Annotated in this window: 14 protein-coding genes and 3 tRNA genes; 6 read left to right on the forward strand and 11 right to left on the reverse strand. The window is 75.7% G+C overall.

The annotated features are described in order from the left end of the window. The first annotated feature begins 27 nt into the window (after positions 1–27). The 3 genes from NF338_RS04135 (at position 28) to NF338_RS04145 (ending at position 3,978) form a co-directional block, all read left to right on the forward strand. Positions 28–1,074, forward strand: a complete 1,047-nt coding sequence (locus NF338_RS04135) for a hypothetical protein (RefSeq protein ID WP_264029625.1) — start codon at positions 28–30, stop codon at positions 1,072–1,074. Beyond that, positions 1,067–3,106, forward strand: a complete 2,040-nt coding sequence (locus NF338_RS04140; protein ID WP_264029626.1) for a biotin/lipoyl-binding protein — start codon at positions 1,067–1,069, stop codon at positions 3,104–3,106. The genes NF338_RS04135 and NF338_RS04140 overlap by 8 nt, the downstream gene beginning before the upstream one ends. A 158-nt stretch (positions 3,107–3,264) precedes the next feature. Beyond that, positions 3,265–3,978, forward strand: a complete 714-nt coding sequence (locus tag NF338_RS04145; RefSeq protein WP_264029627.1) for an anaerobic ribonucleoside-triphosphate reductase activating protein — start codon at positions 3,265–3,267, stop codon at positions 3,976–3,978. A gap of 54 nt (positions 3,979–4,032) precedes the next feature. Here the strand turns inward: NF338_RS04145 and NF338_RS04150 are convergent, their stop codons facing one another. Next, the gene (locus NF338_RS04150; RefSeq protein WP_264029628.1) at positions 4,033–4,656 is read right to left on the reverse strand and encodes a GyrI-like domain-containing protein; all 624 of its coding nucleotides are present in this window, start codon (positions 4,654–4,656) and stop codon (positions 4,033–4,035) included. A gap of 263 nt (positions 4,657–4,919) precedes the next feature. Between NF338_RS04150 and NF338_RS04155 the strand changes: the two genes are divergently transcribed. Continuing rightward, entirely contained in the window at positions 4,920–5,222 is a 303-nt protein-coding gene (locus tag NF338_RS04155; RefSeq protein WP_157759563.1) for a hypothetical protein, read from the forward strand. Positions 5,223–5,265: 43 nt separating this feature from the next. Here NF338_RS04155 and NF338_RS04160 read toward each other — a convergent pair whose 3' ends face one another. The 3 genes from NF338_RS04160 to NF338_RS04170 form a co-directional block, all read right to left on the reverse strand. After that, positions 5,266–6,297: an alpha/beta fold hydrolase gene (locus NF338_RS04160; RefSeq protein ID WP_264029629.1), complete on the reverse strand. Its 1,032-nt coding sequence runs from the start codon at positions 6,295–6,297 to the stop codon at positions 5,266–5,268. Positions 6,298–6,334: 37 nt separating this feature from the next. Continuing rightward, positions 6,335–6,943 carry a TetR/AcrR family transcriptional regulator gene (locus NF338_RS04165; protein WP_264029630.1) on the reverse strand — a complete coding sequence of 203 codons (609 nt, stop codon included), beginning with the start codon at positions 6,941–6,943 and terminating at the stop codon, positions 6,335–6,337. 192 nt (positions 6,944–7,135) lie between these two features. After that, positions 7,136–7,208, reverse strand: a tRNA-Arg gene (locus tag NF338_RS04170). Positions 7,209–7,437: 229 nt separating this feature from the next. On the opposite strand from NF338_RS04170, the gene NF338_RS04175 reads away from it, so the two are divergent. Together NF338_RS04175 and NF338_RS04180 are read left to right on the forward strand one after the other, a co-directional pair. Further along, the gene (locus tag NF338_RS04175) at positions 7,438–8,367 is read left to right on the forward strand and encodes an ABC transporter ATP-binding protein (protein ID WP_318782946.1); all 930 of its coding nucleotides are present in this window, start codon (positions 7,438–7,440) and stop codon (positions 8,365–8,367) included. Further along, positions 8,364–9,734 carry an FtsX-like permease family protein gene (locus NF338_RS04180; RefSeq protein WP_264029631.1) on the forward strand — a complete coding sequence of 457 codons (1,371 nt, stop codon included), beginning with the start codon at positions 8,364–8,366 and terminating at the stop codon, positions 9,732–9,734. Before NF338_RS04175 ends, NF338_RS04180 begins: the two co-directional genes overlap by 4 nt. Before the next feature lie 110 nt (positions 9,735–9,844). Here the strand turns inward: NF338_RS04180 and NF338_RS04185 are convergent. The 7 genes from NF338_RS04185 to NF338_RS04215 form a co-directional block, all read right to left on the reverse strand. Beyond that, a tRNA-Ser gene (locus NF338_RS04185) sits at positions 9,845–9,933 on the reverse strand. A gap of 104 nt (positions 9,934–10,037) precedes the next feature. Continuing rightward, entirely contained in the window at positions 10,038–11,315 is a 1,278-nt protein-coding gene (locus tag NF338_RS04190) for a threonine/serine ThrE exporter family protein (RefSeq protein ID WP_264029632.1), read from the reverse strand. Between the two features lie 112 nt (positions 11,316–11,427). Continuing rightward, the gene (locus NF338_RS04195) at positions 11,428–12,189 is read right to left on the reverse strand and encodes an LPXTG cell wall anchor domain-containing protein (protein WP_264029633.1); all 762 of its coding nucleotides are present in this window, start codon (positions 12,187–12,189) and stop codon (positions 11,428–11,430) included. Between the two features lie 154 nt (positions 12,190–12,343). Continuing rightward, a tRNA-Ser gene (locus NF338_RS04200) sits at positions 12,344–12,428 on the reverse strand. A gap of 100 nt (positions 12,429–12,528) precedes the next feature. Next, positions 12,529–13,065 carry a GTP-binding protein gene (locus NF338_RS04205; protein ID WP_082141054.1) on the reverse strand — a complete coding sequence of 179 codons (537 nt, stop codon included), beginning with the start codon at positions 13,063–13,065 and terminating at the stop codon, positions 12,529–12,531. A gap of 406 nt (positions 13,066–13,471) precedes the next feature. After that, positions 13,472–13,858, reverse strand: a complete 387-nt coding sequence (locus NF338_RS04210) for a DUF742 domain-containing protein (RefSeq protein WP_031317001.1) — start codon at positions 13,856–13,858, stop codon at positions 13,472–13,474. 34 nt (positions 13,859–13,892) lie between these two features. Next, positions 13,893–14,342 carry a roadblock/LC7 domain-containing protein gene (locus NF338_RS04215; protein ID WP_024839165.1) on the reverse strand — a complete coding sequence of 150 codons (450 nt, stop codon included), beginning with the start codon at positions 14,340–14,342 and terminating at the stop codon, positions 13,893–13,895. Position 14,343: the final 1 nt, after the last annotated feature.

Raw genomic sequence — 14,343 nt, forward strand, 5'->3', positions numbered from 1 at the left:
CCCCACCTTCCCGAACCGGAGAGTCCCATGACCCCGCGCACCACCGCTCCCCCGCTCCCCCGTGCCACCACCGACCTCGTGCCCGGCGGCGTGTCCCGTCGACGCTCGCGCGCCGCCCTCGTCGCGGCGGGCGCCGTCGGGCTCGTCCTCGCCCTCACGGCCTGCTCGGCGTCCGACGCCGCGACCCCCGACCCCGCGACGTCCTCCTCGGGCGCCGAGGACGGCGCGCCGGACGGTGCCCCCGACGACGCGCTCCCGGGCGGTGGTGGTCGCACGCCCGGCATCTCGGGCGAGGTCGCCGCCGTCGACGGCACGACGGCGCAGGTCCAGGACGGCGAGTCCCAGACCGCGGTCTCGTGGTCCGACGGCACGACCGTCACCGTGGCCGTGGACGGCACGCTCGCCGACGTGGCCGTCGGGTCGTGCGTCGTGGCCCTGACCGGCTCCCCGGGCGGCGCGCCCGGGGACGAGAGCGACGACACGACCGACGCGGCGGCCGCGACCGTGTCCGTGAGCGAGCCGGTCGACGGCGAGTGCACCGGCGGCCTGGGCGGCGGCTTCCCCGGCGGCGGGTTCCCCGGCGGCGAGCGCCCCGACGGGGCGCCGAGCGACCTCCCCACCGACCTGCCCGAGCGGCCGGACGGCGCACCGACCGACGTGCCGTCCGGCGCACCCGACGGCGAGGGGCGCCCGGGCGGCGGCTTCGGCGGCCTGACGACCGGGCTCGTCACCGCGGTCGACGGCGCCACGGTCACGGTGAGCACGACCACGCCCGAGGGCGAGAGCGGCGAGGAGACCGTGACGGTCGACGACGCGACCGCCTACACCGTCCAGCGCACCGGGTCGGGCGACGACGTCGTCGTCGGGCAGTGCGTCAGCGCGCAGGGCGACAGCGGGGACGACGGCACGCTCACCGCGACGAGCCTGACCCTCTCCGCGCCGGGCGACGACGGCTGCACGAGCGGCTTCCCCGGGGGCCGTGGGGGCTTCCCCGGCGGCCGCGACGGCCAGGAGCGCGACCAGGCCGACCAGGCCGACCAGGGCGAGCAGGGCTCCGGTGGTGGCGATGCGTGACGCGGTCGTCCGCCGGCGCCGCCGGTCACGGCGCCACCGGCTCGTCGCGGCGGGCGTGGCGGTCGCGGTGGTGGGCGCGGGCGGCACCGCCTACGCGCTGCGTCCCGCGGACGCCCAGTACCGCACCGCGACCGTCGCGACGGGCGACGTCGCGCAGCAGGTGTCCACGAGCGCCACCGTGGCGTCGGCGGCCCGCGCGGACGCGACGTTCGGCACGTCGGGCACGGTCGCGACCGTCGCCGTCGCGGCGGGCGACCGCGTCGAGGCGGGCGACGTCCTCGCGACCCTCGACGCCGACGACCTCCAGGACGCGGTCGACGACGCGCAGCAGACGCTCGCCGACGCGCAGCAGACGCTGGCGGACGATCTCGAGGCACAGGCGTCGGGCACCTCGTCGACGGCCTCCGCGTCCGGCGCGTCCGGCACCGGGGGCGTGGGCGCGAGCTCTGCGGCGGGCTCCGCGGTCCTGGTCGTCGGCACCACGAGCACCGGCGAGAGGCGTGCCGTGGCCGTGGACGCGAGCAGCGCCGACGCGGCGGAGCGGGCTGTCGCCGCCGCGCGCGACGCGCTCGTCGCCGCGCAGGCGGACGTGCAGGCGGCGCAGGACGCCCTGCTCGCCGGGTACGCGTCCGTCGAGGACGCGGTGCTCGCCGGCACGACGACGCTCGGCGCCTCGGGAGCGGCCGTCGAGGCGGCCACGGGCGACCAGGGCGCGTGCGCCGTCGTCCTGGGTGCCGACGCCGGTGCGGCGGCCACCGCCGACGACCTCGCCGCGTGCGCCGCGGCGGTCGTCGCCGCGCAGGAGGCGCTGGTCGCGACCGACGCCGCCCAGCGGACGACGGGCACGGCGCAGGGCGTGCTCGTCGACCTCGTCGCCGACCTCGACGACACCGTCGCCACGCTCGGCGAGCGGTCCGCTGCGCTCGACACCGCGGTCCGGGCGCTCCTCGACGCGCAGGAGCCCGGGGCCGGGAGCAGCGACGGGACCGGGGGCTCAGGGGGCACCGGCTCCGGGGGCACGGGCTCCGGGGGCGCTGGCTCCGGGGGCTCCGCAGCGACGCCGGGCCCGGGCGCCGCAGCGCCGTCGGGGGACGCCTCCGGCGCACCCTCGGGCGGGACGTCCGGCGTGGCGCCGGGAGGCACGTCGGGCGGCTGGTCAGGCAGCTCGTCGAGCGGCGACGACCAGCCCTCCGCGGGCTCCGCGCCGTCGGCGAGCGGTGCGACCGGGCGCGCGGCGTCGTCGGGCACCGTCACCGCCGAGCGCATCCTGGCCGACCGCGCCGCCGTGACGGTCGCAGAGCGGCAGGTGGACGTCGCGGAGGCCGCCGCCGTCGCGGGCACGCTCACCGCACCGATCGCCGGGACCGTGGCGCAGGTCGACGTGGCTGCCGGGGCGTCGGTCGGCACGAGCGACGCCGCGGTGACGATCCTCGGCGACGGAGGGTACGTGCTGTCGTCCACGCTCGACCTCGCGGACGTGAAGGTCGTGGCGGTCGGGCAGTCCGTCACGGCGACGGTCCCGGCGACCGGCGCCGCGTACACGGGGACGGTGAGCAGCATCGCGGTGCTCAGCGACTCGCAGACCTCGACCCCGTCCTACGCGGCGACCGTCGCGCTCGACCCGGTCGACGGCGAGCTGCCGGATGGCGCGTCCGCGGCCGCCACGATCGCCGTCGCCGCGGTCGACGACGTGCTCGTCGTGCCCACGTCCGCCGTGGCGTCCGACGGGTCGGCGCGCACGGTCCGGGTGCTCGACGGCGCCGAGGTGCGCACCGTGACCGTGACGACGGGCGCCGTCGGGCCGGAGCTCACCGAGATCACGGACGGTCTCTCCGCCGGCGACGAGGTCGTGCTCGCCGACCTCGCCCAGCAGCTCGTCCAGGACGACGACGAGTCGTCGGGGCTGACCGGGCTCGGCTCGGACGGGTCGGACGCGCGCGGGGGCTTCTCGGCCGGAGACCTCCCCGGCGGGGGCTTCCCGGGCGGCGGGTTCCCGCAGGGCGGCGGGTTCGGCGGTCCGCCGTCGGGCTGAGCGCCACGACCGGGGCCGCCGCCGTGCGCCGGACAGGTCGGGACCTTCGACCGGTCCGGCGCACCGGGCGGCGGCGCTACGTTCGAGGTCCTGGCAGCGCGGCGGGCGACCCCGACCCGTCGGACTGCCGGGCCGTCGTGCGTCGGAAGGAGCCGCCGATGACCCGCCCTGGCCTCGTGGTCGCCGGACTGAACCGGCTGTCCGTCACGGACTGGCCCGGGCGGCGGGTCGCCACGGTCCTCACGCAGGGCTGCCCGTGGCACTGCGGCTACTGCCACCACCCGGGCCTGTGCGCGGTCGCCGCCCACGGCGCGCCGCCGCCCGGGGACACGGTCCCGTGGTCCGAGGTCCTCGCGTTCCTCGCCCCGCGCCGCCGGCTCCTCGACGGCGTCGTCTTCTCGGGCGGCGAGCCGACCCTCCACCCCGGCCTGCTCGGCGCGATCGACGACGTGCGCGGCCTCGGCCTCGACGTCGGGCTGCACACCGCCGGGCCGTGGCCCGCCCGGCTCGCCCGGCTCCTGCCCTTCGTGGACTGGGTCGGGCTCGACATCAAGCACCTGCCCTCCCGCTACCCCGTCGTCACCGGGACGATCCCGTCCGGGCGCCGCGCGTTCGAGGCGCTGACCGTGCTGCTGCGCTCCGGCGTCGACCACGAGGTGCGCACCACCGTTGACCCGAGCGTGCACTCGCGCACCGAGCTCCTCGCGCTCGGCACGCACCTGCGTCGCCTCGGGGTGCGCGAGTGGGTGCTCCAGGAGGCCGTGCCCGACGGTGCGTCCGCCGCCTGGACCCGCACGCTCGCGGGCCGTCGCCTCGCCGACGTGCTCGACGAGACCGACCTCGCCTGGGCACGACGGCGGTCGGCCGCGTGACGGCCAGCATCTCGGCCGTCGTCAGCAGAAGTCGGTAGGTCGTCGCGTCGGACGTCAGGCCGGGCGGACGGGCTGGCGCAGCACGGTGCGCAGCCTCGCCGGGTCCGTGCGCCGCACGTCGCTCAGGTAGATCTCGTGGTGCGGCCCGGCGAACGTGAGCCCGTGCTCGGGCAGGTAGACGTCGTGCAGCTCCGCGAGCACCGGGCCCTCGTCGTCGTACGACCCGATGTGCAGGGTCTGCACGGACCGGCCCTCGGTGAGGCTCGTGCGCCGCACGAGGTCGAGCGCGGCCGGGGCGTCCTTCTTCGCGCGGACCGTGTCCGTGGCCGCGACGACGAGGTCCTCGTCCACCCAGTCCGGCTGGAGCACCAGCAGCGTCCAGCGCCACGCGTCCTTCTCCCGCCGCACGAACGTGCCCGGGTCGTCGGCCGTCCACAGGCCCTCCAGCGGCCCGACGACGTAGTCGCGGCCCTCCCGCTTGCTCGCGAACTTCACCGCGTACGAGAGGGAGAAGAGCGCCTCGACCGCCTCGCCGTAGGCGGGCGACGTGTTCGGGTCGCCCTCGCCGTCGACCGCGAGGTAGGCGAGCGTCGGCACGTCCACCTCGACGAACCGGCCCCGCGGCGGGGCGTACAGCTCGCGGTGCAGCGCCTTGAGGTCGACCTTGTCCGACGGCATACCCCGACGCTACCCGCCGGCCCCGACGACGGCCCGTCCGCCCGTCCGGTCCGCGGCGCGGCCACCACCCGGCGCGGACGGCGCTGGCGCCCACGTCCGGCGACTGGTATCCACACGGTGTGACCGCCTCGCCACCCCCTTACCCGCAGCAGGACCCGCGCGCCGCGTACCCGCCCGCGCGTCCCGCTCCGGGGCCGCCCCCGCCCGGACACCCACAACAGGGATACCCGCAGCCTGGATCGCCGCACGCCGGCTACCCTCCGTTGCCGCCCCTCCCGCCGGCAGCCTTCACACCCCGGTACCGGACGACGGCGTGGGCGCTGATCTGGGTGCCGGTCGCGCTCATGGTCGCGGCGGCGGTCCTCAGCATCGTCCTGCTCGCATACGCCGACAGCGACCCGTCGCGGAACTCCGCGGCGGGCTACCTGGCGATCGTGGTCTGGGGCGTCATGCTCGTCGGCGGGCCCGTGCTGCTCGGCGCGTTCATCCCTGGCTGCGTGATGCTCTCCCGCTCGAACCGGGCCCGCGCCCTCACGCGGGCCACGGGCTACGTACCGCCCGCCTGACGCGAGGTCGCCCTCGTCCCGGACGCTCGGGAGCACGAGCCGCTCAGGCCCCGCGGCGCGCGAGGTCGGGCTCGACGGGCTCGCCGGGGCGCAGCGGCGTCACGTAGTCCACGACGGCGCGCACGACCTCGGGGTCGCGCAGCAGGCGGTGGTGCCCGAGCCCTTCGGTCGTGAGCAGCTCGCCCTCGGGCCAGGCCGCGGCGAGCGCCGCCCCGACCGGGTACGGGACCTCCTTGTCCGCCCGGTCGTGCACGACGAGCGCGGGCGGCACCGGGTGGGTGCGCAGGGTCTCGCGCACGTCCAGCTCGACCAGGGGACGCCCGGCGACGTCGGAGAGCAGACCCTGGAGCAGCTCGCGGGTCGGGCGCGAGAGCCGGAGCAGGTCGGCGAACCCGTCGAGCTCGCCCAGCACGTCGGCGATCGCCGCGACGAGCACGAGCCGCTCCGCGGGCAGCCCGTCGCGGACCGCGAGGACCGTCGTCGCCGTGCCGAGCGAGTGCGCGACGACCGCCGTCGCGTCACCGTGCTCCCGGACCACCGCGGCGAGGGCGTTCGCGAGCTCGGGCATCGTGCTGCGGCGCGGACCGAGACGGCCGGGACCCGAGTCGCCGTGGCTCGGCGCGTCGAAGGCGACGACCCGGTAGCCGGCGGCTCGCAGGGGCTCGACGAACGCGCCGAGCTGGCCGCGCCACCCGCCCCAGCCGTGGGCCAGGTAGACGACGCCGGCCTCGGCGGGCGAGCTGGTCGTCCTCGGGTCGCCGTCACCGCTCGTCCGCTCCACGCCGCCGGTCCGGTCCGCCGCCCACGTCTCGACGACGACGCGGGACCCGGCGTCGGTCGTCACCGTGGTGAGCGTGCCGGGGGCCGTACGGTCGTCCCGGCGTCGCCCGGCGCCGTCGGGCGGGGTGCACCACAGGTCGAGCGCGAGGCGCGCTGCCCTGCGCGGCGAGACCGCCTGGAGCGCGGAGAGGCGCGCGCGGACGAGCGCGAGCTGGAGAGCGGCCTTGCGCCGCCGTGCCGCACGACGGCGGTCAGCACGAACGGTCGTGCTTTTCTTCGAGCCTGGGACGCCCACGGGAGTTCCTCTCGGTCGGTGGTGCAGACGGGTGCGGTCAGCGGACGGGAACCGGCGCCGGCGTGCGCGCCGCGTCGAGCAGGGCCTCGAACGCACGCCGGGCGCGCTCCTCGGCGAGCGGGTCGGCCATGAAGGCGTGCGCGTGGTTCGCCCCGAGCATGATGCCGTAGAGGTCGGAGGCGAACTGCTGCGGATCGACGTCGTCGCGGAACCCGCCCTCGGCGACGCACGTGCGGAAGACCTGCGCGACGGCGTCGTAGAGGTCACGGTGGTCGCGCACGAGCTGCTCCCGGACAGGCCCCGCCTGGGCGGCGAGCTCTGTGGCGGCGTTGACGAACAGGCAACCACCGGGGTCCTGGCGCAGGTCGCACGCGAGCCACCCCTCGAACAGCACCCGCATCCGGGGCTCGCCGCGCGGAGTGCGCAGCGCGGGCGCGACCACCGTGTCGACGAACTCGGCGCGCGCCTGGCCGAGCACCGCGAGCTGGAGCGACTCCTTGGAGCGGAAGTGCGCGTACAGGCCGGACTTCGACATGCCCGTGGCCGACGCGAGCTCGCCGATGGTGAGCCCGGTCAGCCCGACGCGGTACGCGGCCTCCACGCCACGGTGCAGGATCGCCTGCCGCGTCTCGTCGCCCTTGGTCACACCGCGAACGTAGCACGATCGTGCGAAAACCGGGAGGCCCGGTCAGTCCGGCGACGAACCAGGACCCGCGGGTCACGGTCCGAGCGTCGCACCGACGCGGTCGGCGAGGGGGCGCCCGACACCCGCTGCGCATCGGGCTGGGAGAAACGACGAACGGCCCCACCTGTGCGGGTGAGGCCGTTCGTCCTGAGGTGCGCCCGAAGGGATTCGAACCCCCAACCTTCTGATCCGTAGTCAGATGCTCTATCCGTTGAGCTACGGGCGCCGGTCCTGCTGACCGCTGATCGCTCACCGGCCGTCGAGAACACTACCGTGTCCCCGCCCCGAACCCAAACCGATCCGCCCCCGGACGGCCCGAGGTGACGGACGCCACGCCGTCCGACCCTCGCCGCACACGGCGCGCCGGGCGGTCCCCCCAGGGTCGGACCCCCGCGGGACGACGTCCCGTCCCCAGCCCGACGCGGCCGCGCCTGCCGCCGTCGGACGATCGGTCCATGACGTTCACCGGCCCCTCCTCCGCCCCCGGCGGCTCGCCCCTCGTCGCGAGCGCGCTCACCAAGGTCTACGGCTCCGCCCAGACCGCGACGCACGCCCTCGCGGGCGTGAACCTCACCGTCCACCCGGGCGAGTCGCTCGCGATCATGGGCCCGTCCGGCTCCGGCAAGACGACGCTCCTGCACGTCCTCGCGGGCATCATCACCCCGACCTCCGGCTCGGTGTCGTGGCGGGGCGAGGACGTGACGACGCTCTCCGAGGCGCGCCGCACGGTCCTGCGGCGCCAGGACTTCGGCTTCGTCTTCCAGTCGGGCCAGCTCCTGCCGGAGCTGCCGGCGGTCGAGAACGCCGCCCTGCCGCTCATGCTCGCGGGCACGGCGCGCACGGAGGCCACGGCGGTCGCCGCCCGGTGGCTCGCGCACCTCGGCCTCGCCGGGATGGAGCAGCGCCGACCGGGCGAGCTCTCGGGCGGCCAGGCGCAGCGCGTCGCGATCGCCCGCGCGCTCGTCGGGTCACCCGGCGTCGTGTTCGCCGACGAGCCGACCGGGGCGCTCGACCAGTCGACCGGCGCCGAGGTCCTCGACGTCCTCACGCGCGCCACCCGCGACTCCGGTGCCGCGCTCGTCGTCGTCACGCACGACGCGGGCGTCGCGCGCCACTGCACCCGCACCGTGACGATGCGCGACGGCCGCATCTCCGGCGAGTTCTTCGCCCCCGGTGCCCAGCCCGCCCCCGGCGAGGCGCAGCAGCAGCCCGTGGCGAGCCCCGCCGTCGGCCAGCCTGCTCCCCTGCCGCCGGCGCCGCCCGCCGCCCCGCACGACGCCGCCACCCAGGCCGCGATGGCCGCTCACCCGGCCGCGGGGTACGCGCCCGGCGCCCCGGCCGCGCCTGTCACCCCCGCCGCACCGAGCCAGGAGAGCGCGCGATGAGGACCGTCGACCTCTGGTGGCTCCTGCGCCGTCGTAGCGCCGACGAGCGCGACCCGCAGGGCCTGACGAACGTGCTCGCGATCATCGCCTTCGCGGTGACGACGGCGATCCTGCTTGTCGTCATGGGCGGCTTCCACGCGTTCCTGGGCCGCGCGGGCGGGATCGAGGGCGTCCGCGAGGGCATGGAGGGCGTGACACCCTACGACGCGCAGTACCCGTTCCTCGCGGGGATCGCGTCGCTCCTGCTGCTCATCCCGCTCGTGACGCTCGGTGCCGCCGCCGCGCGCCTCGCCGTCGCGCGGCGTGACGCCCGCCTCGCGGCGCTGCGCCTCGCGGGCGCGACGACGGGCCAGGTCACCACCCTCACCGCCCTCGACGCCGCCGCGCAGGCCGTGATCGGCGCCCTCGTGGGCCTGGTCGGCTACGGCGCCCTGCTGCCGCTGGTCGCGCAGCTGCGCTTCCAGGGCCGCACGTTCGACCTCGAGGAGCTGTGGGTCGGCGTTCCGGCGCTGCTCGGTGCGGTCGTGCTCGTGGTGGCCGTGGCGCTGGTGTCCGCGCTCGTGAGCCTGCGCCGCGTCGCGATCACGCCGCTCGGCGTCGCAGCCCGGGTGACGCCGCCCGGGCTCAAGGCCGTCCGGCTGCTGTCGATGGGCGTCGCATTCGTCGCGCTGATCGTCGCGACGAACCTGTCGTTCGGGTCCGTGGCGGTCGTCGTCACCGTCCTCACCGTCATCCTGCTGGTCGGCTTCGCCACGGTGAACGTCGTGGGGCCGTTCGTCATCTGGCTCGTGGGCAAGATGACCGCGGGCGGCGCTCGGCGCGTACCGACGCTGCTCGCGGGCCGGCGGATCGTCGACAACCCGAAGACGGCGTGGCGCTCCGTCGGCGGCGTCGCGCTCGCGACGTTCATCGCCGGGCTGACGAGCATCTTCGCGCTCCTGGAGCCAGGCATGGGCGCTGACCCGGACGAGGTGCAGTACCTCACCGACATGAAGACCGGCGGGTTCCTCACCCTCGCCATCGCGGGCGTCCTCGCCGCGGTCTCGACCGGCGTCATGCAGGCCGGCCGCGTCATCGACCAGCGCGACGAGTACCGCACGCTCGTCCTGTCCGGGACGGACCTGCGCACGCTCGACCAGGCGCGGTTCCGCGAGACGCTCGTCCCGCTCGTCGTGAGCGTCGGCGTGGCGACGTTCGCGGCGCTGCTGTTCATGGTCCCCGTGATCGGGCTCAACGCGTTCGCGAACGTCGGGGTCGTCGTGCAGTTCCTGCTGTGCGTCGCGGCCGCGTCGGCCCTCGTGCTCGCCGGGGCCGGGGCGTCCCGGTTCGTGGTGCGGTCCGCGCTCGCGACGTCGGGCAGCGCGTAACCTGCCCGGCGTCGTCGCCGCTCACGGATCCCGGGGCCCGTGGGCGGCGACGGCACGGTGCCGGGCAACAGAAAAGGCCCCGGGCTCTTCGCAGCCGGGACCTTCCTGAGCGGAGACGGAGGGATTTGAACCCTCGAACGGATTGCTCCGTTACCACCTTAGCAGGGTGGCGCACTAGACCTGACTATGCGACGTCTCCTCGCAGGCTCGGCGGAGAGCCTGCGTCGCCCAGGGTACAAGGGCGCCGCCGCGAGACCAAACCGCCGGGCCCGACGGGCGTCGCCTGCTCCGCCGTCCGGACGGTCAGCGCTCGAAGGTCCACTCCCGGTCCGTGAGCATGCGGGCCACGGCGAGCCCGATCGCGAGCGCGACGATCACCAGCCCGGCCTCGACGGCGTAGGCGAGCGCCTGCGCCGTCGCGCCGGTGTTGAACTCGTACACCGCCCGGTACGCCGTGACCCCCGGGACCATGATGACGACCGCCGGCACGGACACCGTGATGCGCGGGACGCGCAGCGCCGGGGCGACCGTCGCGGCGAGCAGGCCCACGAGCAGCGCGGCCGCCGCCGCGGCCGCCTGCGGGACGACGCCGCCGTCCACGAGGAGCAGCCGCCCCACGTTCGCGACCATGCCGATCGACGCCGCCCCGAGCGCCATGGCCCACGGGCTGTTGAACATCAGGGCGAACCCGAGCACCCCGAGGAAGCTCGCGACGCTCCGCAGGCCGAGGAACAGCGGCTCCGCCAGGCCGGGCGGCGGCACCGGGTCCGGGGTGAGCCCCGCTGCGGCGGACACCCCCCACACGGCCAGCGCGGCCGAGGCGAGGATCATGAGCGCGTACGTCACGCGCGCGACCCCCGCCGAGAAGTCGAGCTTCGCGAGGTCGAGCGCCCCCGTGACGAGGGCGAACCCGGGCACGAGGAAGAGCACCGCGGAGACGTACCCGGCCTCGTGCCCGCCGTCGACGCCCGCGAGCGCCGACAGCGCCAGGACGAGGACCAGGTAGGCGATGCTCGCGACCGCCGCCGCGAGCATCGTCACGCCGAACTGGTTGATCCCCCGGTGCAGCATCGCCCGGCGCACGCCCTGCCCGAGCGCCGCCGCGACGAGCACCGCGCCGCACTCGACGAGGCCCCCGTTGTTGAGGAACGCGAAGGCCGCGCACGCGATCCCCGCCCACAGGGCGTTGAGCAGCGCGCCGTACAGCGGCGGCCGGCGCGCGATCCGGTCGAGCTCCGCGTCCACGGCATCGAGGTCGGCGCCCGCCGGCAGGGCCGCGGAGAACCGCTCGAGCTGCGCCAGGCGGTCGGCGTTGATCCCGATAGACCGGACCTCGGTGAGCTCGGTGCGGAAGATCGGGCCCCGGTACGACGTCGCGGTGATCTCCGTGAGCGTCACGTGGGCGGCGATGTGGTCGAGCCCCAGCGCCCTCGCCGCACGGGTCATGTGCGACTTCACGCGATAGCTGCCGGTGCCCGCGGAGAGGGCGAGACGGCCGATCCGCAGCACGGTGCCCGACCGGCGGATGAGGTCGACGGGCTCGAGACCGGCTTCGTCGGCCGGGGAGGGCTCAGGCGTCACGAGGCCATGATCCCGTAGGTCCGTCCGCGCGGCACTCGCCGAAGGTCCCGGTCCCGCGTGCCCAGGGGCCGGGAGGCAGGGGCACCCGGTCGTCGCCCGGACGCGGCGCTCGTCAGGAGCGTCGCACCCGGCGGACGACGAGGAGCCCGCCTCCCGCGAGCAGGAGCGCCGCCGCCGCTCCGAGCAGCCAGCCCGTGTCCGCTCCCGTCGCCGGGAGCGGGCGGTGCGACACGGGCGGCACGCTCGGCCCGGGTGCCGAGGGCCCCGGCGGCTGCGGAGGCGCCGGAGGCTCTGGTGCGGGCGCGCACGCGGCCGCCTCGGACTCGGTCGCGCCGTCCTCGCCGACCACCCCGACCGTGTTGAGGAAGCCGCCCGCCGTCGTCCCGGCCGGGTCGCACAGCAGCGCGTCCGGGACGACGTCGGCCGGCACCTGGGCGACGACCGTCACCCGGAAGCGGTGCGTGGCGCCCGCAGCGAGCGTCGCGCCCGACGTCACCGTCGGCTGGTCCACGCCGTCCCAGTCGGCCGCGACCGGGAGCCCGTCCAGGGACTCCACCGACGCGTCCCGCACCACGATGCCGCTGCCGAACGCGAGCCGGTCCACGAGGTCGTACGTCCGCTCCACGCCCGCGGTGCTGCTCACCACGACCTCGTAGGCGATGCGGAACACGCCGGGCTCGACCAGGTCCGGCCCCTCGACCACGGTCTTGGCGACGTCGAGCGCGGTCGGCCGCTCGTTGGTGAACGTGCACAGCACCGTCTCCCCGGACAGCACGTCCACGGTCGCGGTGGCGCCGTCGACCGTCGTCGACCCGCTGGACCCCACGCACACGAGGTCCGCGAGGGTCCAGCCCGGGGTCGCCGTCTCCGTCACGGTGTACGTCCCGGGCGCGAGCGGACCCGGCGAGAACGGCTCGTCGCCTCGTCCGAGGCCGACGACAGTACGAAGGGGTCCTCGTCGCGCGCATCGCCGGCACGCACGTCGGGCCGGGTCCGGAGCAGCGCTCCGGGCCCGGCCCGACGTCCTGCGGAGGGCGAGGGATTCGAACCCCCGGTGCGTTGCCGCACAACGGTTTTCAAGACCGTCACATTAGGCCGCTCTGTCAGCCCTCCCGGCGAGCAATTGTGGCACGCCCGGCCCGTGCACGACGACGGCGGGCCGCTCCGTGAGGGGCGGCCCGCCGTCGTGCGTTCGTACCGGGAGCGAGGACGGTCAGGCCGCCCCGCGGAGCTGGCGCATCGCGAGCTGGACCAGCGCGATGAGCGTCTGCTTGGTCGCGGCGCGCGACCGGGCGTCCGTGTAGAGCATCGGCACGTGCGCCGGGATCTGCAGCGCCTCGCGCACGTCCTCGAGCTTGTGCTTGGCCACGCCGTCGAAGCAGTTCACGCCGACAACGAACGGGATGTTGCGCGACTCGAAGTAGTCGATCGCCGGGAAGCACTGCTCGAGCCGGTCGGTGTCCACGAGCACGACCGCCCCGATCGCGCCACGGACCAGGTCGTCCCACATGAAGAGGAAGCGGTCCTGGCCCGGCGTGCCGAACAGGTACAGCCACAGGTTGCCCGGGAGCGACACGCGGCCGAAGTCCATCGCGACGGTGGTCGTCGTCTTGCGGTCGGACACGCCGCCCGCGTCGTCGACGCCCACCGAGTGCTCCGTCATCGCAGCCTCGGTGTTGAGCGGCTCGACGTCGGAGATCGACCCGATGAACGTCGTCTTGCCGACCGCGAACCCGCCGGCGACGACGATCTTGACGACCGTGGGCGCCGTGCGTGCGGCAGCCGGGGCACCGGCGGGCTGCGCCGCGGCCGGGGTCTGCGCCGCCGCGGTGGGCTGCACCGGCGCGACGGAGGGTGCGGGTCGGGCCGGGGCCGCGGGCTGCGCCGCGGCGACGGGCTGCGGCGCCGTGCGCGGCTGTGCCGCCGCCTGAGCGACCGGGGCCGGCGCCGCGGCCGTGGGCGCCGGAGCCGGGACGGTCGGCGCCGTCGACGGCGCGGCGGGACGCGCCGGGACGGACGCCACCGGCGCCTGCGCCGGCACGCCGACGGGCGCGCTCACCGGAGCCCACGCGGTCTGTCGGACCGCCGCCTGGCCACCGGGCACACCTCCGATCACCCCGGACGGCTGCCCGGCCTGCGGCGCGCTGCCCGAGCCGTCAGAGGGTGGAAATGCCATTGAGAACACTCTCCAAGACGCTCAGGGACAGGCCCGAGTGGTTGCTGCCGTGACCCGTGTGGACGTTGAGCGGGGTCGACGTGTGGACGGTGATGTAGTTGTCCTCCTGCAGGTCCGCGACGAGCACCTTCGTCACACCGAGCGGGAGGCGCAGGAGCGCGGAGAGCTCGGCGATCGAGACGTACGTGTGCGCGGCGTGCTGGAGGATCGAGCGCTTCTCGGGCGGGAGCCCGAAGCTGTTCACGGCGCCCGGCATGACCTCGACGAGCGCCTCGAGCGGGAGGTCGGACGTGGCGGAGCGCACACGACCACCCGTGACCGCGTACGGGCGGACCGTCGCCGCCTCGTACCCGTCGTGTGCTCCCATGCTGCCGAAAGGTACGTTCGTCATCGATCAGTCCTCATCCCACCGGGGCTCGCGTCGCGCCGTCGACGGGAAGGCTACCCCGCATCTCCGAGATGAGCTGCGGCGTCAGGGTCGCCTCGGTGCGGGAGACCAGGAGCGCCATCTCGTAGCCGATGAGGCCGATGTCGCAGTTCGCCTCCGCGACGACGCCCAGGACGGACCCGTTCGAGACGTTCATCAGGAACAGGAACCCGTTGTCCATCTCGATGATGGCCTGGCGGACGTTCCCCCCGTTGAGCTGGCGGGCCGCCCCACGGGTCAGGCTCGACATCCCGGAGACGATCGCCGCGAGCTGGTCACCGCTCGTGCGGTCGAGCTGGTCCGACATCGCCATGAGCAGGCCGTCCGCCGACACCACGAGCGTGTGCCGGCTGCCCGGGACCGTCCGCACGAAGTTGTCGAGCAGCCACCCGAAGTTGGTTGCCTCGGTGCTGAGCGCGTTCACT

The sequence above is a fragment of the Cellulosimicrobium sp. SH8 genome, from assembly GCF_025818875.1.
Classification (GTDB): Bacteria; Actinomycetota; Actinomycetes; order Actinomycetales; family Cellulomonadaceae; genus Cellulosimicrobium; species Cellulosimicrobium cellulans_D.